The organism is Listeria innocua (assembly GCF_028596125.1).
Lineage (GTDB): Bacteria > Bacillota > Bacilli > Lactobacillales > Listeriaceae > Listeria > Listeria innocua.
This window is the reverse complement of record NZ_CP117229.1, coordinates 15,869-41,718: the sequence shown is the minus strand read 5'-3', so window position 1 is coordinate 41,718 and position 25,850 is coordinate 15,869. Positions and strand designations below refer to the sequence as shown.

At 38.4% G+C, this 25,850-nt stretch carries 25 protein-coding genes; 3 read left to right on the top strand and 22 right to left on the bottom strand.

The genetic code is table 11. The features are described from left to right. Window positions 1-54: 54 nt before the first annotated feature. The 7 genes from rpsF to PQQ29_RS00735 form a co-directional block, all read right to left on the bottom strand. Complete coding sequence (gene rpsF / locus PQQ29_RS00765) at window positions 55-348, bottom strand: 30S ribosomal protein S6 (protein WP_003718123.1); 294 nt, start codon at window positions 346-348, stop codon at window positions 55-57. Window positions 349-627: 279 nt separating this feature from the next. Further along, on the bottom strand, window positions 628-1,860 hold the full coding sequence (gene arcA / locus PQQ29_RS00760; RefSeq protein ID WP_077904844.1) for an arginine deiminase: 1,233 nt from the start codon (window positions 1,858-1,860) through the stop codon (window positions 628-630). Window positions 1,861-1,932: 72 nt separating this feature from the next. Beyond that, window positions 1,933-2,592 (bottom strand): DedA family protein, encoded by a 660-nt coding sequence (locus PQQ29_RS00755; protein WP_010990168.1) that lies wholly within the window; start codon window positions 2,590-2,592, stop codon window positions 1,933-1,935. A gap of 202 nt (window positions 2,593-2,794) precedes the next feature. Then, complete coding sequence (locus tag PQQ29_RS00750) at window positions 2,795-3,880, bottom strand: glutamine--fructose-6-phosphate aminotransferase (protein WP_010990167.1); 1,086 nt, start codon at window positions 3,878-3,880, stop codon at window positions 2,795-2,797. Continuing rightward, entirely contained in the window at window positions 3,881-5,239 is a 1,359-nt protein-coding gene (locus tag PQQ29_RS00745) for a PTS sugar transporter subunit IIC (protein ID WP_187983800.1), read from the bottom strand. It lies immediately after the preceding gene. Between the two features lie 12 nt (window positions 5,240-5,251). Continuing rightward, the gene (locus PQQ29_RS00740; RefSeq protein ID WP_003772692.1) at window positions 5,252-7,654 is read right to left on the bottom strand and encodes a glycoside hydrolase family 9 protein; all 2,403 of its coding nucleotides are present in this window, start codon (window positions 7,652-7,654) and stop codon (window positions 5,252-5,254) included. Then, entirely contained in the window at window positions 7,651-8,616 is a 966-nt protein-coding gene (locus PQQ29_RS00735) for an ROK family protein (protein WP_010990164.1), read from the bottom strand. Before PQQ29_RS00735 ends, PQQ29_RS00740 begins: the two co-directional genes overlap by 4 nt. A 201-nt stretch (window positions 8,617-8,817) precedes the next feature. Between PQQ29_RS00735 and PQQ29_RS00730 the strand changes: the two genes are divergently transcribed. Both PQQ29_RS00730 and PQQ29_RS00725 read left to right on the top strand, forming a co-directional pair. Next, complete coding sequence (locus PQQ29_RS00730; protein ID WP_010990163.1) at window positions 8,818-9,873, top strand: LacI family DNA-binding transcriptional regulator; 1,056 nt, start codon at window positions 8,818-8,820, stop codon at window positions 9,871-9,873. Window positions 9,874-9,889: 16 nt separating this feature from the next. Beyond that, window positions 9,890-10,699, top strand: a complete 810-nt coding sequence (locus tag PQQ29_RS00725; protein ID WP_003772695.1) for a Cof-type HAD-IIB family hydrolase — start codon at window positions 9,890-9,892, stop codon at window positions 10,697-10,699. Between the two features lie 36 nt (window positions 10,700-10,735). Here PQQ29_RS00725 and PQQ29_RS00720 read toward each other — a convergent pair whose 3' ends face one another. The 10 genes from PQQ29_RS00720 to PQQ29_RS00675 all read right to left on the bottom strand — a co-directional run bounded on the left by PQQ29_RS00720 (window position 10,736) and on the right by PQQ29_RS00675 (window position 19,071). Further along, window positions 10,736-11,074 carry a DUF4064 domain-containing protein gene (locus tag PQQ29_RS00720; RefSeq protein ID WP_010990162.1) on the bottom strand — a complete coding sequence of 113 codons (339 nt, stop codon included), beginning with the start codon at window positions 11,072-11,074 and terminating at the stop codon, window positions 10,736-10,738. Between the two features lie 232 nt (window positions 11,075-11,306). Next, window positions 11,307-12,182 carry a S66 family peptidase gene (locus PQQ29_RS00715; protein ID WP_010990161.1) on the bottom strand — a complete coding sequence of 292 codons (876 nt, stop codon included), beginning with the start codon at window positions 12,180-12,182 and terminating at the stop codon, window positions 11,307-11,309. 81 nt (window positions 12,183-12,263) lie between these two features. Further along, window positions 12,264-14,165, bottom strand: a complete 1,902-nt coding sequence (locus PQQ29_RS00710; RefSeq protein ID WP_003764737.1) for a beta-glucoside-specific PTS transporter subunit IIABC — start codon at window positions 14,163-14,165, stop codon at window positions 12,264-12,266. Between the two features lie 204 nt (window positions 14,166-14,369). Then, complete coding sequence (locus PQQ29_RS00705) at window positions 14,370-15,011, bottom strand: copper homeostasis protein CutC (protein WP_010990160.1); 642 nt, start codon at window positions 15,009-15,011, stop codon at window positions 14,370-14,372. Window positions 15,012-15,065: 54 nt separating this feature from the next. Then, window positions 15,066-15,770 (bottom strand): SIS domain-containing protein, encoded by a 705-nt coding sequence (locus PQQ29_RS00700; protein WP_003759505.1) that lies wholly within the window; start codon window positions 15,768-15,770, stop codon window positions 15,066-15,068. A gap of 27 nt (window positions 15,771-15,797) precedes the next feature. Beyond that, window positions 15,798-16,625: a PTS system mannose/fructose/sorbose family transporter subunit IID gene (locus tag PQQ29_RS00695; protein ID WP_010990159.1), complete on the bottom strand. Its 828-nt coding sequence runs from the start codon at window positions 16,623-16,625 to the stop codon at window positions 15,798-15,800. Further along, window positions 16,600-17,403 carry a PTS mannose/fructose/sorbose/N-acetylgalactosamine transporter subunit IIC gene (locus tag PQQ29_RS00690; RefSeq protein ID WP_003725640.1) on the bottom strand — a complete coding sequence of 268 codons (804 nt, stop codon included), beginning with the start codon at window positions 17,401-17,403 and terminating at the stop codon, window positions 16,600-16,602. The genes PQQ29_RS00695 and PQQ29_RS00690 overlap by 26 nt, the downstream gene beginning before the upstream one ends. A 22-nt stretch (window positions 17,404-17,425) precedes the next feature. Next, window positions 17,426-17,914 carry a PTS sugar transporter subunit IIB gene (locus PQQ29_RS00685; protein WP_003772700.1) on the bottom strand — a complete coding sequence of 163 codons (489 nt, stop codon included), beginning with the start codon at window positions 17,912-17,914 and terminating at the stop codon, window positions 17,426-17,428. Next, window positions 17,914-18,315 (bottom strand): PTS sugar transporter subunit IIA, encoded by a 402-nt coding sequence (locus PQQ29_RS00680; RefSeq protein ID WP_003772701.1) that lies wholly within the window; start codon window positions 18,313-18,315, stop codon window positions 17,914-17,916. Before PQQ29_RS00680 ends, PQQ29_RS00685 begins: the two co-directional genes overlap by 1 nt. A gap of 15 nt (window positions 18,316-18,330) precedes the next feature. Beyond that, a complete protein-coding gene (locus tag PQQ29_RS00675; protein WP_003772703.1) occupies window positions 18,331-19,071 on the bottom strand; it encodes a GntR family transcriptional regulator in 741 nt (246 codons plus the stop codon). A gap of 240 nt (window positions 19,072-19,311) precedes the next feature. Here PQQ29_RS00675 and PQQ29_RS00670 point away from each other — a divergent pair, with 240 nt between their 5' ends. Next, the gene (locus tag PQQ29_RS00670; protein WP_010990158.1) at window positions 19,312-20,133 is read left to right on the top strand and encodes a C39 family peptidase; all 822 of its coding nucleotides are present in this window, start codon (window positions 19,312-19,314) and stop codon (window positions 20,131-20,133) included. Between the two features lie 46 nt (window positions 20,134-20,179). Here PQQ29_RS00670 and PQQ29_RS00665 read toward each other — a convergent pair whose 3' ends face one another. From PQQ29_RS00665 to qoxA, 5 genes are all read right to left on the bottom strand, one after another. Beyond that, the gene (locus PQQ29_RS00665; RefSeq protein ID WP_010990157.1) at window positions 20,180-21,613 is read right to left on the bottom strand and encodes a 6-phospho-beta-glucosidase; all 1,434 of its coding nucleotides are present in this window, start codon (window positions 21,611-21,613) and stop codon (window positions 20,180-20,182) included. A gap of 168 nt (window positions 21,614-21,781) precedes the next feature. Continuing rightward, a complete protein-coding gene (qoxD, locus tag PQQ29_RS00660) occupies window positions 21,782-22,114 on the bottom strand; it encodes a cytochrome aa3 quinol oxidase subunit IV (RefSeq protein ID WP_003772708.1) in 333 nt (110 codons plus the stop codon). 1 nt (window position 22,115) lies between these two features. Then, a complete protein-coding gene (gene qoxC / locus PQQ29_RS00655) occupies window positions 22,116-22,727 on the bottom strand; it encodes a cytochrome aa3 quinol oxidase subunit III (protein WP_003772709.1) in 612 nt (203 codons plus the stop codon). Continuing rightward, window positions 22,715-24,694 carry a cytochrome aa3 quinol oxidase subunit I gene (gene qoxB, locus PQQ29_RS00650; protein WP_003725631.1) on the bottom strand — a complete coding sequence of 660 codons (1,980 nt, stop codon included), beginning with the start codon at window positions 24,692-24,694 and terminating at the stop codon, window positions 22,715-22,717. Before qoxB ends, qoxC begins: the two co-directional genes overlap by 13 nt. A 17-nt stretch (window positions 24,695-24,711) precedes the next feature. After that, window positions 24,712-25,818 carry a cytochrome aa3 quinol oxidase subunit II gene (gene qoxA, locus PQQ29_RS00645; RefSeq protein WP_010990156.1) on the bottom strand — a complete coding sequence of 369 codons (1,107 nt, stop codon included), beginning with the start codon at window positions 25,816-25,818 and terminating at the stop codon, window positions 24,712-24,714. Window positions 25,819-25,850 lie beyond the last annotated feature (32 nt).

Here is a 25,850-nt window from a genome sequence, read left to right as displayed (position 1 = left end):
CAAAACCAACCTCCTCTCGTTTAGTAAATCAAGGTCCTAGCCTTGAATAAATTCTTATGCTTCTTCTTTAATTACCATGTGACGAACGATATCATCAGAAATTTTTGCTAAACGGTCAAATTCGTTGATAGAATCTGCTTTGTCAGCATTCAATTTCACGATGTGGTAAAAACCATCACGATAGTCATTGATTTCGTATGCTAAGCGACGTTTACCCCATTCTTTTGATTCGATGATCTCCGCGCCATTTTCAGTTAAGATTCCGTCAAAGCGTTCAACAACAGCTTTTTTCTCATCTTCTTCAATGTTTGGGCGAATAATGTACATAATTTCGTACTTTCTAGCCATCTACTCTACACCTCCTTGTGGTCTTAAGCGGCTCTGATAAGGTATGTAATCACACCATATCCCTGAAATTCAGACTGCCTTTAGCAAGCCTTAAAATCAAGAGCGAGCAAGGAATAATTTATAATTACTCACAATAAAATATTATATCATAGCGCAAACTAACCAGCAAGATATTTCTCGAAAATTTCTGGTTTGAAAACACTATAGCACATCTTAAAAACAGCGACTATACTTTTTGTGAAAGTCGTATTTTGAGGGGAAATACCAGTTTTTCAAAGCTTATTTTAGATTTCCCCTAGTTATCGGCATTGTCATACATCTAGGACCTCCGCGCCCCCTAGAAAGCTCCGAGCTAATTACCTCATGAACCTTAATACCAGCCTTTCTTAAAAGGTCATTTGATACGTGATTTCGATCATATGTAATTACTTCTCCCGGCGCAATCGCAAGCGTATTAGCGCCGTCATTCCACTGCTCTCTCGCTGAAACAATCACATCTTCTCCGCCACAAGGAATAAAATCAACTTCTGGCACACCTAGAACTTCGGCAATCACTCGCTTAAAATCTCTACGCGGAGTAATTTCTAGCCCGTTCTCACTTTTTTCTAAAATATAGACATTTAGTTCGCCTTGCTGGTTTTGAATAGCAGGATGAATTGTAAACTGCGCAAAATTGACCATTGTAAAAACTGTATCTAAATGCATAAATGATCTTGTTTCTGGTATTTCAGCTGCCAGTACTCGCTTGATTTTTGGAGCGCGACTAAACAAACTTTCTGCTAGGCGCTCAACCGCACGCGCATCAGTTCGCTCGGAAACACCAACGAGAACCGTTTCCTCATTCAAAATAAGCTCATCTCCTCCCTCTAATGGGAAAGGCTCTTCTCGACCAGACCATATCGGGATTTCTTGACTACTAAAACGAGGATGATGTTTTAAAATGAGCTCAATAAATAGGGACTCCCGTCTTCTTGCAGGTTGGAACATTTTGTTAATTGTTACACCACTACCAATGACTGCAGCCGGATCACGTGTAAAATATAAATTAGGTAACGGATCCAAGAAAAACGGATATTGTTCGTCCATCATTTCATTTAAATGTTTCTTTTTTCGTTCTGGAATTTCTGATTTTTTCAATCCGGACATCAGTTTTTTAATCATTTCTTCTTCATCAAAAGACATCAAATAATCACGTACATAGAGAGCACTTTCATCCATTTGATTGGATTCTTTAATCATTTTTGTTAAAAAATTTTCTTTATTACTAGCTTCTTTTAAAGCTTCTGCTGCTAATTTTTCTAAGTAGAGTACTTCAATATTCGAGTCTTGCATCGTTTTGACAAAAAAATCATGTTCTTTTTGCATCATTTTTAAGTAAGGTATGTCGTCGAATAATAACGACTCTAGATATTCTGGCGTGATATTTTCCAACTCAGAACCGGGCCTTTTTACAAGGACGGTTTGCAGTTTACCAATTTCGGATGTAATATTTAAACCATTTTCCATTTCTATCACCTCTTCCTAAACAATTACCCCAAAACTTATCATTTATACATTTCCCGGGAAATAAAAAAAACACGGAAATTAATCCGCGTTTTTTTGAGTCATTTTACTTCTAATAAAGGAAACTACCATCGGAATTACTGAAACTACAATGATTCCGATCACAACTAATGAGAAGTTGTCTTTAACGATTGGGAAATTACCAAAGAAGTAGCCTGCAAGTGTACAAAGTAGAACCCAGACAGTCGCTCCTAAAATATTATAATTTAAGAAATAACGATAATTCATACGGCTTGCTCCAGCTACGAACGGCGCAAAAGTACGAATGAAAGGCATAAATCTAGCAATGAAAATCGTTTTTCCACCATGTTTATTGAAGAACGCCTCTGCTTTTTCCATCTTTTCTTTGTTGATTAGTTTTCCAAACCAGCTATCTTCTGGTATCGATGTGCCAATTTTTTTACCGATATGGTAGTTCACTGTGTCACCTAGAACCGCAGCTAACCATAAAGTAATGATTAGGGGAACAATATGTAAGATTGAACCATCTAATACGGATAATGCTCCGGCCGCAAAAAGCAATGAATCCCCTGGTAAGAACGGAAATACTACTAGGCCAGTTTCTATGAAAACAATCAAGAACAAAATGATGTAAGTCCAAATTCCAAAATTGTTTATAATCTCCACTAAATGTTGGTCAATATGCAAAATAAAATCAATGATGTACGTAATAAAATCCACCAGGCACTCACTTCCTTTTCTTTTTTAAAAGTCAAAGTCCATTTTACCACAAGTTAACTCTCCGTGTATCAGACTTGTGACTTATTTATCAATTTTTAATAATTAAATGCCTTTTCTCTTACTTACGAAATTCAGGAAGCAGTGTGTAAAAAAGACTGGAAAACCCCTACTTACTTCGGGTTTTCCAGTCTTTTAGTAATTTTTAAGCGTAGTCTCCAGGTTTTGTTTTACTTTTCATTGCTACGCCAAAGTCTGTGTAGATACGTTCTGTTAATTTGTTCCCTTTCAACTCTGCAATGTGATGAGCTAAGATTTGGAAAGGAAGAATCATTAGAAATGGTGCTTGAAATTCATCCAACTCAGCGGGAATCGCTAGCGTACGGTCATTCTCAGCTGTACCAAACTTAATAGTATACGTAAATGGCGTGTATTTGGATTCATAATCGCGTAACAGCACTAATCGTTCTGTAACTGCGCTTTCTGTTTCTATGAAGAAAATTCTATGCTGCGAGTTTACTTCTAAATATGGGCCATGCATAAACGCTTCTAAATCAAGACCTTGCGATGGTACACGAACTGTTTCTGAGAATTTTGTTTCAAATTCTTTGCACGTTCCAACTGTTGGACCATAACCAATCGCAGTAAACTTTGGTGCTGAAGCAAATTCATTTTTCCATTTTTCATAAAATGCTTCGGTTTGGGCAATTGTTTCTGGGATGGCGTCGGTTGCACGGTTGAATGCACTAATTTCGTTATTAAAACGAGTCCCATCAATTTGCGCCGTTTTATAAGCGAAATGAAGGCCTGTTAGCATTAATGTCAAGACTGTTGCAGTGAAGCCTTTTGTTACGTAACCAACTCGTTCTTTTCCACAACCTATATCAAGTGTTATATCCGCAAACTCGGCAATTTCACTTGTTACATCACTGGTTAGCGCAACTACTGGCACGGAAGCTTCTTTTTTCACACGTTCTAGCGCGGAAATAGTCGATGTGCTCTGACCACTTTGTGAAATACCGATAACTAAATCTAGGTGACTTGATAATTTTTCGTAATAGAGATGATTGAATGGTTCTTCAATAGTAATGCGTACATCAGCTAGATTTTCAATGTAATATTTGGCACTTTGGGCTGCATTCAAACTTGATCCAGTAGCTAAAATCAGCCATTCTTTTGCGCCATTTTTTACTAAAGCTTCTAATTGTTCTGCATTTTTTTGGAAATTAGCTAAAATTGATTTGCACATTTCCTCTTCTTCGTTAATATAAGTCATCATTGTTGGTTTCATTTAAACTTCTCCATTCGTTACTGTTTCTGCTTCAACGTTTCCAGCAGCTTTTTGTTCTAAAACGTACGCGCGGTTAGCTACAAGTACAAATGGTAGGTAAATGAGCGTTCCAACGACGATAATTGCGATTTGTAAGATGGAAGCGCGAATGTCCCCACCTGTTGCAAGATACCCTGAAAGGACAGGCGGTGTTACCCAAGGAATCAAGATGTACGTTTGGCTAATCCAGCCCCATGAAGTTGCAAAATACGCCATTGCTGTTGAAGCAAGTGGTGCGATAACTAGCGGAATACCGTAAATCGGGTTGAATACAACTGGCAAACCGAACATAAGTGGTTCACTGACATTGAAAATACTAGGGATTAAGCCAAATTTTGTTACCATGCGATGATCTGGTCGTTTTGAGGCAATGAAAATCGCGATAACTAAACAGATAATTGTTCCGCCACCACCCATATAAACAAACGCATCTAAAAACGGCTGTGTAACAATATTTGGTAAAGCTGTACCTGCATTGACAGCATCAATATTTTGTTGCAAGGAAGTTAATAGTACTGGCCCTGAAATTGCGCCTAGTACGAACGCGCCGTGAATACCAAATACCCATAAGAATCCCGCTAAAAATACATAAAGTAGAATACCTGGTAACGTTTGGAAACCGCCTACTAGTGGGATTTGTAGAACTTTTACGATAATTTCTGGAATACTCATTGATACAAAACTAACTACAAGCACTTCAATAATTGCTAAAATACTTAGAACTAAGAAAGATGGAATTAAAATGTTAAATGATTTTGCAATTGCCGGTGGAACACTTTCTGGCATGGAAATCTTTAATTTTTTACTTTTTGAGAATTTTGCAAGCATTGTAATACTAACTAAAGAAGCAATAATCGCTAGGAACATCCCAGTTGAACTTGTCATTTCTTGTGTTAAAACGCCGCCAGCCTCAAACGCTTTTCCGTCAACAGACATTAAGTGCGAAGATGCGGGAATTAAGACTACATAAGCTGCAACTGCAACCATTCCTTCCGTACGATCTTCCATCCCATATGATTTAGCTAAAAAGTTCCCGATTAGAAACGCCGCTAAAATCGCCATAATACCAAGTGTCGCATTATAAACTTGCACACCTACACCCAAATAATTTTCTACATTTGGAATGAATTTAAGCAGACCATTCTCTGGTTGAAGCAAAACATTATTTACAAGTAAGAAAAATGCTGCAATAATCGTAATCGGAATCATTGCTGCAAAGCCATCACGAATTGCCATAATGTGTTTTTGCGATGAAATTTTTTGGGCAAAAATTGATAATCCTTCAATAAACCGACTAGATAAACTTCTCTCTGAACTCATTTTTTTGTCCTCCTATGACTTTCCTGTTATTTTGTTTAAATCCGCTACAATTGACATCCATTTGCCGGCATTACCGACCCAAACTTCCTTATAAGTTGCATTATTAAACTCCGGCCAGTATGGTTCATCTTCATTTCTAAAGGTTTCCATTCCGACTGGTATCTCCCCTGTGATTTCGCCGTTAAGCACACTATACTGCTGCGCATAACGGTAACCTTCGCCGTGCATCATTGATTGTCCAAATGGGTTCATTCCTATTACCCACTGCAATTGACCTTCTGCAATATTTAACAGCGCCTTATCTTGCAAAATTTTCCCAGCAATTGATGCCGCTTTTCCTGCCGAAAGTAAAATGGCGTTATTGCCTCTAAACGAGAACCAGATCGGGAATTTCCGCAACGCAATCTCGTCATTTATTTTGATACCTTGTTCGAATTGTAATTGGTATTCTTCTATCGCTCGTTCATCAATGAGTAAATGTTGTAAGTGAAAACTTGCTTCGTCTAAATACTCGTCTTTTTTGTAAAGTCCGGCTGGAATGAGCGGATACGGTTTAGTGAAACGCGTTACTTTTTTCAAATAGTCACCGTACATTTCGACCGCTTGTAGCCAAGTTTGTTTTTCAGCGTGACCTGGTTGCGTTTCAAGAGCCACCTCAAGTGCCATCAAATAAAGATGTTCACGCGCTTGATGATTGAAATGTTGAATAACATTGTGCGTTTTATCTCGGTAGAAAAATCCTTTGTAAAGTTCGCTAGTTTCGCTGTCTTTAATCCCAGTTTTTTCTTGTGCTTCTAACATCAAATCCAACCACTCAGCTGCTTTTTCTGCGTATATTTCTTTGTTTGTTAATTGATAAACCATCGAAGCCGCCCATGAAGCCGTTGCGTAATACAAACTTTCTGAGGTTTGATACGTATGCTCCCAGAAAATCGGTTTTTGCCCAGTTCCATGTTTTTCAAGTTCCGCTATCGCAAAAAGTAAATCTTCTTCCGCAATTCGTAGTAGATGATTCTGCATAGTGGCGTTATCCTGGATTTGGCTGCCGATATACGCTTCAATCCCCGCACAGTAAAAATTCTCATAAGCTTGATTATGAACCCGCGCGATTGCGTCATCCATGCCACCAACAAGGCCATCCGTCCACCGTGTCATCCCAGCACTTGTCGCTCTAAAACCATCTCCAAAGCGGGTTTTCAATATGAAATCTAATCCCCACTCACCTTCTTCTAAAAGGCGCATCCGTAACATTTCATCTTTTTCAGATAAACTCGCAGCCATTTCATATAAAGCCATCGTTACTTCGGCCGTTTGAATAAGTTGTTGCGAAACATCACCCGCGTCATGCCAACCACCATTGAATGACAGCTGTTTTCCATTATGTTCAGCGATAATATCCGCATGACAAGTCGTATGTTTTCCAAAAATCGGGCAACCACAACGTTCACAGAAAATAAAATTAAGTGATTTCCAGATAGAAGATTCCCAAATCACTTCGGAAGTCCCGATTTGGAATAGTTCCGATTGCATCTCAGCAAATTTCAAATAATACTCACCCACAGTTTGTAAATCTGAAAAATCAAGAATAATGAAATTGCCAGTTTCGGTTGTATTTTGGTACCCTTTTCCGGTGAAAACGACTTTATTTGTTTCTTTTTCGTGGATTGTAAAGGAATTCGCTTCAAGTTTATTGGCACAAAACGCTATTTTGGGCATGTCTTTTGTGTAGCCGTTGTGGGAATAAATTAGCGAATTATCTTGCGGAATCCAGCCCTTGGAGATTTCCGGCTCACTGATTTGCTCTAGTTTAATCTCACTAATGAATAACTCCATTGTTCCAGCAGTCAGTCGCTCTGGGCCATTCAAATAATAGCTAAAACTAATTTCTGTCATTTTATCCCGTGGCAATCCTTCAATTTCAAAAATGACATCGTTCCATTCATGGTTGATTAAATTCACGCCATGAACGCCTTCACGTCCATATATATCAGGTACTTTCACGGTTCCATCATTTTTAAAGCTAATCATTAAATATGGATTCGTTACACCAGGAAAATCTGGGAAAACTTGAATTCTCACGCGGTTAAAGCTGTTCCAATCCTCATTTTGGAGTGGCGCAGATATGAGAACGTTACCAAAATTGGTGTAGTCACCGTCATCTGGCGCACCTGCTGGCCAATGTGGCATAACAACTGGAGAAGTCAACTTAATCTCACCTTGATCAGATATAACAAAATCGCCAGCGCCTTGATGTGTAAAATCTAAGGAAACCTGTTTTTCAGAGCTAAGTAACGTTCTACTTGATAAAACTTGTTTCTTTTTCGCTATCGTTTCTAGCGCATGTTCCGTTTCAATTGGAAGTGGTCGATGAATAATACCTGTTTGCACAATTTGTTGCTTCATTTTCGGCTTCATTCTTGTCCTCCTTCATTTCCTAGTCTCATTCCAATAACTGCCGCCCCAATTAAGCCAACTTTATCCTTCTCAAGTTGTGAACGAACAACGCCTTTCGTAACAAAACGGATTGTATTACTTTGAAGATTAGCTTTTATCTTTTGGAAAAAATGCTCGTTTCTTGTCACGCCGCCGCCTAGAATGACACATTCTGGATCTGTCGTCCGAACCATATTCATAATCAAATTAGCTAGCTGAAGCGTGGCGTTATCAATGATTTTTTCAGCCAATTCATCTTTTTGTTCTGCTGCATGAAGAACCATTTTTCCAGTTAATTCCGTTTTACTATCAGCAAGTAAGGATGTAGGGTATTCATTTAAATGTCTAAGCGCTTCTTCTTTTATTCCAAGACCAGAAGCAAGACGCTCCACACAGCCGTATCTGCCACAACCACACAGTACATCGCTCTGAATATCTACTACGGCGTGACCAATTTCACCAGCGTTAAAGTGCCCGCCTTGCGTAATGCGCCCGTCTACAACAAATCCAGCAGCAAGACCAGTGCCAACATTTAAATAAATAAAATCGTTTGTTTCTCGCCCCCAACCGAATTGTTTTTCAGCCATTGTTGCGCAAACTACATCATTACCAAGCCTCACTGGCAATCCTGTTTTCGCTTCTAACATTTCTGCTAGTGGTGTCGGATTTGTTTTTCCTGGTTCGATTTCCAGCCAAATGCCCGCCTTATAATCTACGCGCCCTACTAGGCCAACACCGATCCCAATTTGTTTCGTTGCTATAAAACCAATATTTTCCGAGTAATCATCTAGCGCATTTAGCAGAACTTCTACCGCTTTGGCTTGATTTTCAGTATTGCTCGGGTAGCTTTTGGACCGCAGCACCTCCCCATCTTTTGTTACTTCACCGATTAAAATTTTAGTGCCACCTAGATCAATGCCGATGACAGATTCTTGTATGTTCAACTATTCCACCTCATTTTTGGTAACGTTACCAAATCAAAACGTTTGTTGATAGCGCTTTCTAACATAGAATAACCGGATAAATTTAATATGTCAACACTTTTTTGTTTATTTTTGATAACGTTACCAAATTTCACTTGTTATTTAGATCCAAATAAGCTACACTTAAAATAGCTAAAAACGCTTACGAGGTGAATATTCCTAATGAAAAAAATAACTATACAAGAAATTGCGAAACTTAGTGGCGTTTCCGTTTCAACTGTCTCACGAGTGATTAATAACAGCCCCTCGGTTTCAGCAGCGAAACGCAAGAAAATCCAAGCAATCATAGACGAACACAATTACACACCTAGCGTATTTGCGCGTGGAATGGTCAATAAACAAACAAAAAATATTGGCGTAATTTTACCGGATATTTCCAATCCTTATTTCATTTCACTCATAACGCAAATCCAAAAATTCGCGCTAGATTACATGTTTTCGACAATTTTATTCAATACGATGCTTGCCGAGCCAAATAATAAGAATAGCAAACATCCTTTGACGGAAGAAGATTACTTAAAAATTATTTTAGAAAAACAAGTGGATGGATTACTTATTTTAGGTGGCGAAATTGATAAAGAAGTTGTTTCAAAAGACTACATCAATGCTTTAAATCAGCTAAATAGAGAAATTCCAGTTGTCGTTATTGGTTCAAAAATTCCCGAACTTAACTGTTTATTTATTGAACGTAATTTAAAAAAAGGCATAACAACTTTAGTTAGCCATCTGACAGCGCTAGATCACAAAAATATTGGCTTTATTGGCGGGGAAGCTGGTGTAAAAATCACCTCCTACCGATTGGAATCTTTTAAGGCTGCTATGGCTAGTTACAATCATTCGGTTAATGAAGATTGGATTGTTCTTTCTGACTACTATACAGCTGATGGTTACGCGGCGATGACTAAACTTCTGGAAAATAACACTACTTTACCCACTGCACTTGTAGCAATCAATGATAATGTTGCAATTGGGGCGATTAGAGCGATTAATGACGCGAAACTTTCTTGCCCGGAAGACATTGCCATCGTCAGCTGCGATCAGTTTATGAATGGCGATTATCAAACCCCGCGCTTAACTTCAATGGATCAACACAATGAATATCTTGGAAAAATGGCACTTTTGCAATTGATTAGCGCAATTAACGGTCAAGTTGAGCCGATGATAATTAATCATAATCCAGAATTAATCATCCGCGAATCATGCGGTTCCAAGCTATAATGAAAGGAAGGTTTACTTGGAAAAATACTTAATTTGTTCTGATTTAGACGGAACATTACTACTAAAAAATCAAACAATCTCACCAAAAACACTAGGGTTACTGCAACAATTAATAGAAGAAGGTCATCATTTCGCCGTTTCTACTGGCCGAATGTATAATTCCGCAACCGACTTCGCCAAACTGGTTCATCCAAAAGCAGATGTTATTGCCTCAAATGGTGGCGTAGTGGCAGTTTCCGGCGAAATCATCCAACAAGAAAAAATGAAACAATCCGCATTACTAGAAACATTTTTATTATGCCAAGACCATGATCTACCAGTGTTTTTCTTCTCGACTGACACGGTTTACTACACTAAAAATCCACCTTATTATTTTACCGATGAAGAAGATAAAGGTCGCGTAAATGCAACAAAACTCGTTGCAATTAAAACAAAAGAAACCTTCTTGGAGCATGCTAATCAGTTCATTAACGGCATTGTCATTGAAGAAGAGGATTTCGATAAACTTGCAATCCTACGAAACGAATTAGAAAAACTATCTGATGTTTCTATTCTTTCTTCTCATGCAAATAATATCGAAATTTTGCCCAAAGATATGGATAAAAAATATGCCGTGAAAAACCTCGCTGCACATTTAGACATCAAACCAGAAAATGTTATTAGTTTTGGTGATGGTGAAAACGATATTGGAATGCTTGAAGTAGCTGGTGCTGGAGTCGCAATGGAAAATGCGAGTGAATTAGTGAAAAAAAGCGCTGATTTTGTTACTACTGCAAATGATGCTGACGGAATTTATTACTTTTTAAAAAAATATCTTAATCGTTAATAAAAAAAGCTGCCCACGTGGACAGCTTTTTTTCATTTATTCTTCTACTGAAGCAGCTTCTTCATAGTTAATTAGTGCAATTAATCCACCAACAGCAAGTAATACGATTGGTAGTAAGAACATGATGGAAATCGACATTGTACAACCAATTGCAGCTGCAACCATCATTGCTCCACCAAGACGGGGTTTATGCGAAACAACAAACGATCCTGCAAGTCCCACCCCTGAAAGCACAAGCGAACCAATTGTTAACATATAGAAGAAAAACGATTCCTCTTCTAAAGCCTGTGAAATATCAGGAATAATAAGAACCATCAAACTAAATCCAATACCCATTGCCGCCCCTAAAAAGCCAAGTAATCCTTCAACTTTCATGATAAAAACTCCTTTTTCATACGCATTTTCTTTTATGTTATCATTTTAACAAAAAATTGAATAGTTTTCAGCTTGGAGAATTAAAAAAAGACCGACAATCAAGTCGGTCCAAAAAGGGAGTTTAGGATTTTAAGGAATTCTACAATTAGCAAAAAGGGAGTAAAACTAATTGTATTCCTTGCTTACAAGTTCTATATTAAAGGTTAATTATGAACATTTCGCAATAAAAATATTAAAAATTTGTTAATGTTTCACGTGAAACATTAATTTTTGCTCCAATTAGGCATGGTTTTGCTTCGACACTATGACCGATTTCCTTAGTTCGAAAAACAGGTAACTTATATTTTAATCCAATCTGTTGATATAAGATGCCTATTCTGTCGTATTCTCCGTTTTTCTCAGCCTCAGTGTGTTCTCCCACAACTATTCCTAAGCATTTCGAAAACACATCTAACTGTTCTAATTGCGCTACGTAAGAAGCAATTTTCGCCTCTTTTCCACCTAAACTTTCTAAAAAAATTATTTTATTCGAGACATCAGGCATAAATTCCGTTCCTGCTAGTTTCAAAAAGCAGCGGATATTTCCACCAACGACCTCACCCACGCTCCATTCAAAATCAGTAAGGGATTTCCCATTTATCGCAATTTGATTCTCGAAAAACGCTTTTTGGAATTGCACTCGTTGTATCTCGCTAGCTTCACTTACTAAATTTCGCAGTAAATAATTAAAGCCAGGTTGTTTCGCCTTCGCAAAAATTGCATTTAATATTACGGTTAAGTCGCTATAGCCAATAAAAGGTTTGGCTGCTTTTTTTATAATGTCATAATTAAGATATGGTAATACTTGATTAGCCGCATCCCCTCCTGAAATGTCAAAAATCATTTTTACATCCACATTTTGATATAGTTTCATTAATTCGGCTGCTCGTTCCTCAGGAGTACCACTAAAAGGCGAATCATCTGTTTGAAAAATAGTTTTCGCAAAAACCACCTGAAGTCCAAATTCCTTTTCTAAGACTTGTTTAAGGCGCTTCAAATTCTTCTCTTCTTCTTTCTTCCGACCATCAGAACAACAAATGATCCCTATTAAATCGCCCTTTGCTAACATCCGCTCACCGCCTATTTTTCCCTCAGTATAACATAAAAACAGCTTGAGCAGATTTACGCCCAAGCTGTTTATTAATGAATTTTAGATGACTAATGTGATTAAACGTTCTTCTAGTTTAGCTTCTTTTGCATCTGTAATCATTACGTCTAAATATTGATTGGAGTTTGTTACTACTACTGGAGTTGTAACATCATATCCAGCTGCTTTAATGCCTTCAATATCAAATTCAGTTAGTAATTGACCTTTTTCGATTACATCGCCTTGTTTAACATGTGCTGTGAAGAACTTACCTTCTAGTTGAACTGTATCCATACCGATGTGGATTAATACTTCTGCACCGTCATTCGTTGTAATACCGATTGCATGACCAGTTGGGAAGATAGTTGTTACTGTTCCTGCTGCTGGAGCTACAACGCGTCCGACAGTAGGGATAATTGCTACACCTTTTCCAAGTGCACCGGATGAAAATGCTTCGTCTTTTACGTCTGCTAAAGTTACGATTTCGCCAACTACTGGAGCTGGAATTGTCTCACGTTCGATTAAAGTTTCGCCCTCTGTTACGTTAGTTTCTTCTACAACTGCTTCAGCTGGATCTTTGAATCCTGCTACATAAGTTAAGATGAAACCAAGGATGAAGCTGATAACGATTGCGATAACTACCCACCAGAATGCACTTGTAATACCAGCACCTGGTTGGAAGAAGTTAGGAAGACCGAAGATTCCAAGTCCACCCATGATATAAACTTTTGCACTTACAAAACCAATGATTCCTCCACCAACAGCACCTGCGATACAGCTCATGATGAATGGTTTTTTCAGTGGTAAAGTAACCCCGTAAATCGCTGGCTCAGTTACACCAAAGATACCGGAAATAAATGCTGGAATACTAAGAGATTTGATTTTTTTGTTTCTAGTTTTGAAGAATACTGCTAATACTGCACCGATTTGGGCAAAAGAAGCACCGAACATCATTGCAAGTACTGGATCTGATCCAAGCGTTGTTAAGTTGTTGATTGCCACTGGAATAAGACCCCAGTGAAGTCCAAAGATAACGAATACTTGCCAGAAACCACCTAAGATTAAACCAGCAACAACTGGGCTTAAGTTATAAACCCAAATTGTACCTGCTCCAAGTAATTGACCAGCCCAAGTTGCGATTGGTCCGATTACAAGGAAAGTAATTGGAACTACTACTAATAGTGTACAGAATGGAACTACGAAAGTTTTAATTACATCTGGAATGATTTTCTTGAAGCCTTTTTCTACTTTTGAACCAAAATATGTTGCTAAAATAATTGGAATAACAGAAGATGCATAAGACATCAAGATAACTGGAATTCCTAAGAAAGTTACGTGAATTGGAGATTCAAAAATTGTTCCTGCAAAAAGTGTGTAAATTGGGTCACCTGCTGAAATACCTGCAAGCGTTGGATAAACTAGGGCACCACCAATTGCCATCCCGATAAATATGTTTCCGCCGAATTTTTTCATCGCTGTGAAACCTAGGAAGATTGGGAAGAAGTAGAATAAACAATCCCCAATTGCATAAAGTAGTTGGTAAGTACCTGAAGTAACTGTAATCCAACCAAATGCTGCAAACATTGCTGTGAAACCTTTAATCATACCTGTTGCGGCTAATACACCTAGAACTGGTGTAAATACGCCGGAAATCATATCGATAAAACGGTTGAAGATATTACCACTTGCCGGAACATTACTATCGTCTCCTTCAGCTGAAATACCACCAACTTCTAATACTGCTTTGAATACGTCTGGTACGTGGTTACCAATAACAACTTGATATTGACCACCACTTTTAATTACGGAGATTACTCCATCAAGCTTTTCAATTTCTTTTGTGTTCGCAATATTCTCATCTTTCAGTTTAAACCGAAGTCTGGTAATACAATGGAAAACACTATTAATATTTTCTTTTCCGCCAACATTTTTCAAGATGTCTTTTGCTAACTGTTCATATTTCATTTTGACGACTTCCTTCCTCTTTTTGGTTTTTTGGGCAAAAAGAAAAACCTAAGCTCATTCGAGGACTTCACGTATACACGTGTCCTACAAATCAGCTTAGGTTTTGCCCAATGAATTGGTAACAATCCTTTGTGATGAGATAAATATATCATATAAAGAAAACGGTTGCAAGCCTTTTTTTAAATTTTTTTTATTTGGGGAGTTTTAGCGCTCCCCAAACAAGTCTGTACCATGTATTTCAGCCGCTCCCGTTTCTTTTGTAATCCATTCCAGATTGTGCGATTTAATTCCTCCACCTGGTAAAATAATGATTCGTCCCGCTGCATAATCAATATATTTTCGCCAATGAACAAAAGTTTCTTCGGGAAGTTTAGCTCCGTCACCACCGTGCGTGAGAATTCGCGTAACACCTTGTTCAGCTAACCAGTCTATTGCCGGTAATTTTTCTGTTTCTACTAACTCATCAAACGCCATGTGAAAAGTTACTTCCAGACCTGTTGCAGCTTTCAATAATTCATTTATGGCTGGTTTATCTAGTAATCCCGCGTCCGTAATACAGCCGAAAACCACGCCATCAGCTAACAATTTCTTATACATCAAAATATCATCAATCATAATCGAAATTTCTTCTTTTGTATAAACAAAATTGCCTTTTCGGGGACGAACCATTGCCATTACACTTACATTTTGTTCGTGGCAAATTTCCACCACATGTTTCGCAACCCCGTAACTAACCGAAGTTCCGCCCTCTGCCAAATTATCGCAAAGTTCAATTCGATTCGCCCCAGCTGCAATAAATCCTTCTAAATTAGTAGTGTTTTCAATACAAGCCTCTTTTAAAACCATCATATAGCCTCCAAAAAAGCGCGAAAACAACGTTCATTTTCGCGCGTGTTTTTATTATAAATGGAAAATCCGATCAGCGAACTTATCTTCAATCGCAAAATTGTATTCGTAACCACCATCAATATTAGCACTACGATAAACTGGTGGAGTATAGCCTTTTTCAAGCATCAGCTCTACCGCTTCATAGATCGTTTGCTGAAGAAGTAATACGGCGGAGAAAGACGATGTTCCACAAACTTTTCCTTCTAAGCCATCTAATTCAAGTGCCGCGTCGCCTTGAACCGAGCGATTATCTAAAATTACATCCGCAAATTCATACAACAGTTTTCCTGAAGAATGCCTTGAGGCTGCTGTTTGCGAGGCATCGAGCGCTGTCACAACAATCAATTTACAACCCTGTGCCTTAATCCATTCGGCAAGTTCTATTCCCATTGGATTGCGACCTGAGTTAGATATAAGAAAGAATATATCGTTTGGTTTCGCTTGTAACCTATGAGTCAATAATGATCCAACGCCCTCAATAGATTCATAGTATCCACCCGCGGGATCCATAATAACCTTCGACGGAATAAGTCCACCCGCTCTCCCACAAACTTCAATCGCCGCTGCATAAGAATGTCCACTACCGAAAGCTTGGATAATACCCTCATTCATAATGCTCTCCGCCACCAATTTCGCTGCTTGATGAATGTTTTCTGCCTGCGTTTTTTCTAGTTCTTCCGTTAATTCACGCGCTTTGTCAAAAAATGTTAAGCCCATTTTGTCTATTCCTCCAATTTTTATATTTTAACCTAGAATTTTTAGGTTGAATAAAATAATCGCAATAACCATTACTAATAAAATCGCCTTCGTAGATGTCATTTTTTTATGGCCTAAAAGTGCATAGATTAGCGCTACAAGTAAAACTGGTACCAGTGAAGGCATAATTTGATCGAGCATGTCTTGCATTTTCAGTTCTACTTTTCCTGATTTATAAACGAATGGGACCGTTGCTTTGATTACGGTTGGTATGAGGGCTCCCACGACTGTGACACCGAGTAATATTGCTGCATCGGTTAACGCGTTAAGTCGGTCTGCAAATTCAGTTACCAATTTCGCACCTTGCTTATATCCAAGTGGTAGTAAGGTAAATCTAGCTCCTACAACCAAAATATTAACTAAAACCCAGATAACTACACCCGTCACATTACCTTGAAGCCCCATATACGCTGCAATTGATCCAAAAATGGTTGGTAAAATAACTCCGAAAATCGTATCACCAACACCAGCAAACGGTCCCATTAATCCAGTTTTCAAGCCGGTTACGACTTCTTTGGATGCTTTCTTTTCACGTTCTTCAATCGCCATATCCATCCCTAAGATCAAACCACCGACCATCGGATTCGTATTGAAAAATTGGTTGTGCATATTCATCATATCTTTTAAATCATCATCTGTTTTATAAAGCTTCCGAAGCGTTGGCAAAATACTATAAAGATAACCAGTCGACATCATTCGCTCATAGTTCCAACAGATTTGGCTGGCAAACAACCAACGAAAGTTTGCTGCTATTAAATCGCGTCTTTTGAGGACTTTCTCAAAATCATGTTCAGTCTTCGTATTCGCCATCTTCATTCTCCTCCCCAACTAGCGCTGCACCATTTGCTCCGGCAGCCACTGGATTTTTGAAATTTTGTTTGAAGTAAATGATTGCCAAAGCCACGCCAATTAGCGCCACACCTAGCATTGGTACTTTTAAATAAGCCGCTGCTACAAAACCGATAATTAAATAGGCGACGAATTTGTTTGTTGGCAAATAACGAAGAAGAATCGCGATACCAACTACTGGAAGAATTCCCCCAGCTACACGAAGACCGCCCATTAGCCATTCTGGAATTTCATTTAGAATAAAATCAACCACGCTTTGTCCGAAAGTCAACATGATAAATACGGGAACCGCGCGTGATAAAGCCCATGGTAGCGCCCCATACCAAATGTTCCTTTTTACCGCCGAAATGTTGCCCGAAGCGATATTAGAATCAATCCGATGTAAGAAAAATGTATTTGTAAATCTTGCTAAAATGTCTAATTGAACCATTAAAAGCCCCACTGGAATTGCAAGTCCAATCGCAAATTCCGCATCTTGACCAGATAAAACAGCAAATACTGTTCCTACAATTGCTCCCGTTGTAAAGTCAGGAATCGACGCGCCGCCGTATGTACCGACACCAAGCACCATCAGCTGTAACGTTGCCCCAATTGCAAGTCCGAGCACCATGTCACCCATAATGATTCCAGCAAGTGTCCCTGTTATTACAGGGAAATTAAGTCCTATTACTAAAGTTAAAGCATCAAGAATGGTACAAGCCGCAAGTATAACTAACAATATAATCTGCCAAACCGCTAAATCCATTGTAGTTCTCCCTTCTTATTACTTATTTTTTTAATAAACTTGCAAAATCAACTGCATCCTCACTAGGCACCATTTGAGCGGTGATTTTAATCCCTTTTTCAGCCAAATAATCAAAATCTTCCAAATTTTCATCTGTCACGCTTACTGATTTTTTGACTTGGCGGCTTCCTGCTTTGGTTGACATATTTCCTACGTTGATTTGGGGAAGTTCTACACCCGCATCCACTAAACCGCGAAGTGCATGTGGCGATTTTACGATTAAGAAAACTTGCTGACCTACGTACTTATCGTTATTAATATTATTTGCAGCACCTTTTACTGTCAAAATACTTAGTTTTACCCCAGCTGGCACTGCTGTTTTTAGCGCAATTTTTTCCATGTCATTTTTTACAACGGCATCGTCAACAATCATGATTCGAGTTGCTTTTATTGTATTAGTCCACATTGTCGCTACTTGGCCGTGAATTAGTCTTTCATCTACGCGAACGTGTTTGATTCCGTTACTTCCCATCAGTCCTCTTCCTCCCCATCATCGCTTATTATCGTATTATTTACTTTTAATTCCACAAATTGAATATTTTCTTGCGCGCCAAGCATTGCTCCTTCTAAAGTTTCCCCTAGACTAAGCGGAATGATTAATCCGAGTGACAACCCAGACACAACCTTCACTTCTGGGTGTTTTGCATGAAACATTTGCGCGGCATTACACGGAGTTCCACCGACAATATCCACAATGATAGCGGTTTCATTTCCAGGTGAATAAACTGCCGCGTATGCTTCTAATACATCTTTCACCCCCATTTCTTCAGTAAAAGTAACTGCTTTGATATTCGTTGTTTGGCCAGTAATCATTTGGCAACTATTCTTCACTTCCTGCGCGTACCGGCCATGTGCTGCGATAATATAATCCAAGTAATTAACTCCCTTCTATTGTTTTTTCTTTTCGATTTCAATAGAGTAAAAATTATGCCGTAAATAACTTTCAATATATTCATAGGGTTGCCCCTCTGGCACATAAGTTATTCTTTCAATGTGGTAAAGCGGTAGTTCGGAGTCAATTTCGAGTAATTTAAAATTATTTTTGTCTTTTACTGGAAATTCGACTTGAATTCGCTCTTTCATCGCTTCGTGCAGAATATTAATACCATAAAGCTCTTTAATTACTTCTGATAAAGAATTAAATCTTTCAAAATTGGTTAAATCTACGTTGATCAAATTGGCTTTTGCCATATAGTTGTTTTGTACTGTCCAAGGCACATCATCAATCAGACGAATTCGTTGAAAATGAACAATCATGTTTTCAGGTGGAATTTGCAAGTTTTTGGCAATTCTCGCATCCTGAATTTCATTAATAGCTACAACTTTTGTGTGCTCGTTAGCAATTTTTGTTTTTCGGTTGAATTTACCATTAGGAACGGTCGTATATTCATTAAAAATAACTTCTTCGTTAATAATAGATTTACTAACATAGGTTCCTTTCCCTTGATAACGCGCTAAAATTCCAGCTCTTACTAATTCATGTAAAGCGCGAACAACTGTAGTATTACTAACATTGTATTTCTTTTTCAGTTCATCTTCTGAATAAATTTTTTCTCCTGGCTTAAAAGTTCCGTCACTAATTAATCGCTTAATATCATTGATTATAATAGCGTATTTTGGTTCTGCCATAACAATTTCCCCCTAAAGCATCCCGCGCGTTAACACGTTAAGTTTTAGGTTAATGGTACCATGATACATTTTTGATTGCAAACTTGAATTCGCCTGCTATCACTGAACTTTATACTAATAACCGGTTAACACGTTAAGTTCATTTTCATAGTACCACGGCCATTCTATTTATGCAAGCGTTTTCTTTTCATTTTAAAAAAATAGGGTATAAATAAGTAATCTGAATCAGAGGGGGATATAATGGGGACTTTTTTTGGTAAATGGGGGAAATGGATACTTGTTCTTGGGTTAGTTTTAAGTGTATTTAGTGTAGCAACGACCGGTCAGGCAGCGGCGAAAGAAACTGTGATTAATAAACAAATGGTAACAACCGCAAGCCTTAATGTCCGTTCAACTAATGCGACATCTGGGAAAGTTATTGGTTGGCTTAAAAATAATACTAAATTTAAAGCAATCGCAAAAACATCCAACAACTGGTATCGCTTTAGTTTTAAAGGGAAAAATGGCTATGTATCTGGGAAATATGTAAAAGCCGCAACCGCTGCACCTACACCAGCGCCATCAACGCCAAAAATTGTACAAATGAACGTGCCATTAATTGTTCAGCGTCCACAATTACCAACGGGCTGTGAGATTACTAATATTGCGATGATGCTGCGCTATGCTGGGAAAAATGTTGATAAAGTCAAGCTTGCAAAAGAAATGAAGCGACATAAATCCAATCCAAATTATGGTTTTGTTGGGAATCCGTTCTCTAAAAGTGGCTGGACGATTTATCCACCGGCTTTAGTAAATCAAGTGAAAAAATATACTGGCAGCGCGAAGAATATGACTGGGACAAATTTAGCTGGTATTAAAAATCAGTTGAATAAAAAACGTCCGGTCGTAGCTTGGGTTAGTAATTTCCATGGTTTTTCCGTTCACGCGATCACCATTACCGGTTATGATAAAAACAATTTTTACTATAACGACAGCTGGTCTGGTCAAAAAAATGCGCGAATTTCGCAAAGTTATTTTAATACTTGTTGGAGTAAACAAGCAAAACGCGCGATTTCATATTAAAATAAAATCCCCACCTTCATCACCGAAAGTGGGGGTTTACTATATCCTAGTCGATATCTTTACCATTTGTTTCAATTACTTTTTTGTACCAGTCGAATGATTTTTTCTTCGAGCGGTTTAGGGTTCCGTTGCCTTTGTTATCGCGGTCAACGTAGATGAAGCCATAACGTTTTTTCATTTCGCCAGAGCCAGCGCTGACAAGGTCGATGCAGCCCCATGGTGTATAACCAAGAAGTTCCACGCCGTCCTCGATTGCTTCGCCCATTTCGCGAACGTGTTCACGCATATAGTCAATTCTGTAATCATCATTGATAGAGCCGTCTTCTTCCACTGTATCCACTGCGCCTAAGCCATTTTCAACGATGAAAAGAGGTTTTTGATAGCGGTCATAAATTGTATTCATTGTAATACGTAGACCTAGTGGATCAATTTGCCAACCCCATTCGCTTGCTTTTAGGTATGGGTTTTTTAGTGTTGCGAAAACGTTGCCTTCTGTTTCTTTGTTTTTCTCTGGATCTGCGCTTGTTAGACGAGAAGAATAGTAGCTGAATGCCACGTAATCAACTGTGTGATCGCGTAATGCGTCTAAGTCGCCATCTTCCATTTTGATATTGATGTTGTGTTCTTTGAAGAAACGTTTAGTGTAGCTTGGGTAGTATCCGCGCGCTTGAACGTCAATGAAGAAGTAGCCTTCACGGTCCGCCTCGATAGATTTCCAGACATCTTTTGGATTACAAGTCATTGGATACGTGTTACCCGCTGCAAGCATACAACCGATTTGATTTTCAGGGTTGATTTCATGACCAAGTTTTGTCGCTAAAGCAGATGCAACTAATTGATGATGCGCAGCTTGATATTTAACTTCCTCTGGATTAGCTTCTTTAGTAACGTCTAAACCTCCACCAATGTATGGAAGATGAAGAATCATGTTGATTTCATTAAATGTCATCCAATATTTTACTTTATCTTTATAACGCGTGAAAATTGCTTCACAGAAATTTAAGTAAAAGTCGATACATTTACGATTTTTCCAACCACCATATTTTTTGAAAACTTCAAGCGGAGTATCAAAATGGTTGATTGTAACAACTGGTTCGATGCCATATTTATGACATTCATCAAAAACTGCATCATAAAACGCTAAACCTTTTTCATTTGGTGTCGTTTCGTCACCATTCGGGAAAATACGTGGCCAGCTGATGGACATACGGAAACATTTGAATCCCATTTCTGCCATTAATTTAATGTCTTCTTTATAACGATGATAAAAATCAATTGATTCGTGACTTGGATAAAAACCATAATCTGTAGCAAGCGCTTTCGATGGATTGAATAAAGCTTCCCAGCGCCCATCCTCTACTGTTGGAAGGATGTCAACAAGTGAAAGTCCTTTACCGTCTTCAAGATAAGCTCCCTCACATTGGTTGGCAGCAACTGCTCCGCCCCATAAGAAGCCTTTAGGAAATTTTGATTCTGTCATTTTTGTGTATCTCCTCTCACGGATATAATTTTACTTCTCCACTATAGAATATGTAATGCATTACATAGCAAGCAATAATTTTAAAATTTTTTTAGAAGAGCTGTTAATCCCTTTAAAAATGCAAAAAAACTGGTACAGAAAATGAATTCCATACCAGCCTTTTTTAAATTATAACAAGTGATTCATATGGCCAATTTCCATTACCCAATATGAACCAATAACTACGACAATCGCAATAAATGCTGCGAATAAAATATTACCAATTTGAATTTTGCCATCGCGGCCTTCAGTCATATGCATGAACATCAGAAGCTGTAGGGCTGCTTGAATGAACGCAAAGATGAAAATAATAACTACCTTAACATTTGTTGTAAGCGTCGAATAAATGGCTACCCAGACTGCTAGAAGCGTCAAAATAATTGATAGCGCGAAACCAACAATATGTTTCCAAGGAATGCCACCTTCAGCATGAGCTGCATTTGATTTATTATTTTGTGCCATATTAGTTCACCATCCCTAGCAAATAGACACCGGTGAAAATGAAAATCCACACAACATCAAGGAAATGCCAGTATAAACTGGAAATAAATACTTTTGATGCTGTTTTTGGCGTCAAACCATGCATTTTAATTTGAATTAGAATAAAACTAATCCAGAAAATCCCGACTGTTACGTGAAGTCCATGTGTCCCTAGTAGAACGAAGAATGCTGACCAGTAAGAACCGATTTGCATTGTAACGCCCTCTGTCACATAGTGTGCAAATTCATAAAGCTCAAAGCCAACAAATCCCGCACCAAGAATTAATGTGATAATCGAGTAAATCGTCAACATTTTCACATTGCCTTTACGCATCTCACCAATTGCTAGACCACACGTAAAACTACTTGCTAATAGTAAAAATGTCATTATTAGTACTAGCCAAAGTTCGAACATTTCTGCTGGCGGATGACCCGCATTCGAGCCAGCCTTTCTCATAACAAAGTAAGTCGCAAAAAGCGTCGCAAACAATGCAATTTCGGCGCCAAGGAAAATCCAGAATCCAAGAATATTTAATCGACCTTGTTCTGATCTATATTCAATTGGCAGATTTTTATTTGTTTCTACAGATTCCATGGGTTACCCTCCTTCACACCAGTCGCAAGTTCGCGCGCATTATGTTCTTCTGTTGCTTTAATTTCGTCCACTTCAACGTGGTAACCATCGTTATTTTGGAATGAACGATAAATCATACATCCTAAAATACCAACTAGGCCAATAATTCCCATCCAGTACCAGTAGAAGACTAGTCCGAAACCTGCAATGAAGAAGAAGACAGACATTACAAACCCAACCATGGTATTACTTGGCATATGGATTGGTTTATAATTTTTATCATTTACATATGGATCGCCTTTTTGTTTTCTATTCCAGAAATCATCCAAGTCATTCCATTCTGGTAAAACAGCAAAGTTATATTTTGGAGGAACTGCAGAACTTGTAGCCCATTCAAGCGTACGAGCATCCCACGGGTCACCAGTAACTTCACGTTTAGAGTTTTTATAGCTGTAGTAGATGTTGTAGCAAAGAACTAAGAATGCTACACCCATCAAGAATCCGCCCACTGTGGAAATAAAGTTAAGCGTTGTCCAGCCATCACCTTGTACGTAAGTGTAAATACGACGCGGCATACCATCTAGTCCTAGGAAATATTGCGGGAAGAAACAAACGTTAAATCCAACAACGAAAATCCAGAAGAACCATTTACCAATTTTTTCATTTAGTCTGTAACCGACCATTTTTGGATACCAGTATGTAAGCCCAGCAAAGCAGGAGAATACTGTCCCAGCAATTAATACGTAGTGGAAATGGGATACTAAGAAGTACGTATTGTGATATTGATAATCGGCCGCAGCCATCGCAAGCATAACCCCAGTTACCCCACCGACAACAAAGTTAGGGATAAAGGCAAGCGACCAAAGCATTGGCGTTGTAAAGGTTATTCGCCCTTTGTACATTGTAAAGAGCCAGTTGAATATCTTAATCCCGGTCGGTATCGCAATCATCATCGTTGTAATGGAGAAGAAGGAGTTAACAAGCGCCCCTGATCCCATTGTAAAGAAGTGATGGACCCAAACTAGGAAACTTAGTAAAGAAATAACTGCCATCGCGGCAACCATCGCCGGATAACCGAATAATTTTTTCCTGGAGAAAGTAGAAATAATCTCTGAGAAAATACCGAAAGCTGGCAAAATAACAATATATACTTCCGGATGCCCCCAAACCCAGAACAAGTTGGCCCACATCATTGGGAGCCCGCCATTCGTGAGTGTGAAGAATGCTGTCCCAAACAGTCGATCAAATGACATCAAAGCAAGTGCCACTGTTAAAACTGGGAAAGCGAAAATAATGATCAAACTTGTAATTAATGAAGACCAAGTAAACATTGGCATTTTCATTAAAGTCATACCTTTTGTACGCATTCTTAAAATCGTAACGAAAAAGTTAATCCCCGTCATCAGCGTACCAATACCAGCGATTTGAACACCTAGAAGATAGAAATTAATTCCATATCCAGCGCTAAAATCTGTCGCAAGTGGCGCATAGTTTGTCCAACCAGCATCTGGTGAACCACCAATTACGAATGATAAGTTAAATAGCATCGCTCCCATAAAGAACGTCCAAAAACTTAAGTTGTTTAAAAATGGAAATGCTACATCACGCGCACCAATTTGAAGTGGTACGGCAATGTTCATCAACCCAATGATAAACGGCATCGCCATGAATAAAATCATAATTGTTCCGTGCGTAGAAAATACTTCATTGTAATGCTGTGCGTCTAAAAATTTCATGTCCGGTAAAGCGAGCTGGGTACGCATCATTAGCGCATCCACGCCACCACGGAAAAACATTAAGACAGCAGCAAGCAAGTACATAATACCTATTTTTTTATGATCAACGGAAGAAATCCACTCTTTCATGAGCCACTTCCATTTTTTTGTATAAGTTAGTAACGCGACAACACCAATACTTACAAGTACGATAGAAATCTGCGCACCTAAAATCATCGGGTCACCAGTTACGATAAACTCATTCCATTTCATGCCTTATGTCCCCCCTTTTAGTTCCCTGCGTCATCCGATTCTTTTTTATTGAATTCATTTGTTTGGATGTCTTCTTCCATTTTCTTCATTTCATCTTCGCGGTGTTTATCCTCATGGTAACCTTCGCCGTTTTTAATAATTTGTGGCTTCATATCATGACGCTCAAATTGCGGATTAGTTACTGTCACAGGACGAACCGGAAGCATTGGTTTATCAGAAATGGTTGATTTTGTGTTCGGATTATGTGGATTTGTCATTTCATAACCAAAACGTTTGTAGGCATAGAAAACATACTCTGGATCAGCTGCTACATCAACAAATGCTAAATGCGTACCAGAATAAGTTTTTTTCTTGGAGCTTCCAGGAATTAAAAGACGGTCATATGTGTCTTGCGTAATAACTGGCGAGTTCGCTTTTGTTTCTTTTGCCCATTTCTTGAAATCTTTTTCAGATTGAGCTACTACGTCAAAGCGTTGATCCGCAAATCCTTCACCATTGAAGTTTGCGTTACGGCCTTTATACGTACCAACCTCATCTGCTTGTAAATATAAATTCATCGTCATTCCAGACATCGCATATTTTTGTCCACCTAATTGTGGTACCCAAAAACTTGTCATTGTATCTGCCGAAGTTAATTTAAACAGAACAGGACGGTCGGTTGGAATATTTACATAGTTGACTGTTTCAATTGACTCATCTGGATAACTAAAAATCCATTTCCAGTCTGCACTTGTTGCGTAAATAACAATTGGATCTTTATGCGAAGTCACTTTTGGTGCTTCTTCCCCTGCATAAATTGTTTTTACAGTCGGAATAGCCAGAGCAATAACGATAGCAACTGGAATTAATGTCCAAAAAATTTCCAGTTTTCTACTACCATGCATATCTGGCTCATAGTTTGAAATGTCTTTCCGTTCGCGGTATTTAACCAACATAATCGTAAACAATACAAAAATCGTCAAAACAATAACCAGCATAAATATAATCGAATAAATAATTAAGTCCGACTGACCTTTTGCAACTGGTCCTTTTGGATTAAGTACCGTCAAGTCACCACAACCACTTATAAGGCCGGTAACCCCAAGTAGTGCCGTAAGTAGCAAAGATTTAAGTACCTTTGACACCCGAATCCCCTCTTTTCCTTTTGATGTTTTCT

What these genes read in the sequence shown, in the direction of transcription:
- PQQ29_RS00750 (WP_010990167.1), bottom strand. Translation starts at nt 3,880, where the DNA reads ATGAAACCAACAATGATGACTTATATTAACGAAGAAGAGGAAATGTGC.
- PQQ29_RS00705 (WP_010990160.1), bottom strand. Translation starts at nt 15,011, where the DNA reads ATGGTTTTAAAAGAGGCTTGTATTGAAAACACTACTAATTTAGAAGGA.
- PQQ29_RS00700 (WP_003759505.1), bottom strand. Translation starts at nt 15,770, where the DNA reads ATGGGCTTAACATTTTTTGACAAAGCGCGTGAATTAACGGAAGAACTA.
- PQQ29_RS00665 (WP_010990157.1), bottom strand. Translation starts at nt 21,613, where the DNA reads ATGACAGAATCAAAATTTCCTAAAGGCTTCTTATGGGGCGGAGCAGTT.
- qoxD (WP_003772708.1), bottom strand. Translation starts at nt 22,114, where the DNA reads ATGGCACAAAATAATAAATCAAATGCAGCTCATGCTGAAGGTGGCATT.
- PQQ29_RS00720 (WP_010990162.1), bottom strand. Translation starts at nt 11,074, where the DNA reads ATGAAAGTTGAAGGATTACTTGGCTTTTTAGGGGCGGCAATGGGTATT.
- qoxB (WP_003725631.1), bottom strand. Translation starts at nt 24,694, where the DNA reads ATGAAATGGAATGAGTTTATCGTAACTGGTGACCCGATGATTTTAGGT.
- PQQ29_RS00670 (WP_010990158.1), top strand. Translation starts at nt 19,312, where the DNA reads ATGGGGACTTTTTTTGGTAAATGGGGGAAATGGATACTTGTTCTTGGG.
- qoxC (WP_003772709.1), bottom strand. Translation starts at nt 22,727, where the DNA reads ATGGAATCTGTAGAAACAAATAAAAATCTGCCAATTGAATATAGATCA.
- PQQ29_RS00685 (WP_003772700.1), bottom strand. Translation starts at nt 17,914, where the DNA reads ATGGGAAGTAACGGAATCAAACACGTTCGCGTAGATGAAAGACTAATT.
- PQQ29_RS00740 (WP_003772692.1), bottom strand. Translation starts at nt 7,654, where the DNA reads ATGAAGCCGAAAATGAAGCAACAAATTGTGCAAACAGGTATTATTCAT.
- PQQ29_RS00710 (WP_003764737.1), bottom strand. Translation starts at nt 14,165, where the DNA reads ATGAAATATGAACAGTTAGCAAAAGACATCTTGAAAAATGTTGGCGGA.
- PQQ29_RS00690 (WP_003725640.1), bottom strand. Translation starts at nt 17,403, where the DNA reads ATGGATTTAGCGGTTTGGCAGATTATATTGTTAGTTATACTTGCGGCT.
- PQQ29_RS00745 (WP_187983800.1), bottom strand. Translation starts at nt 5,239, where the DNA reads ATGAGTTCAGAGAGAAGTTTATCTAGTCGGTTTATTGAAGGATTATCA.
- PQQ29_RS00715 (WP_010990161.1), bottom strand. Translation starts at nt 12,182, where the DNA reads ATGTTAGCAAAGGGCGATTTAATAGGGATCATTTGTTGTTCTGATGGT.
- rpsF (WP_003718123.1), bottom strand. Translation starts at nt 348, where the DNA reads ATGGCTAGAAAGTACGAAATTATGTACATTATTCGCCCAAACATTGAA.
- PQQ29_RS00695 (WP_010990159.1), bottom strand. Translation starts at nt 16,625, where the DNA reads ATGAAGATGGCGAATACGAAGACTGAACATGATTTTGAGAAAGTCCTC.
- PQQ29_RS00675 (WP_003772703.1), bottom strand. Translation starts at nt 19,071, where the DNA reads ATGGCAGAACCAAAATACGCTATTATAATCAATGATATTAAGCGATTA.
- PQQ29_RS00730 (WP_010990163.1), top strand. Translation starts at nt 8,818, where the DNA reads ATGAAAAAAATAACTATACAAGAAATTGCGAAACTTAGTGGCGTTTCC.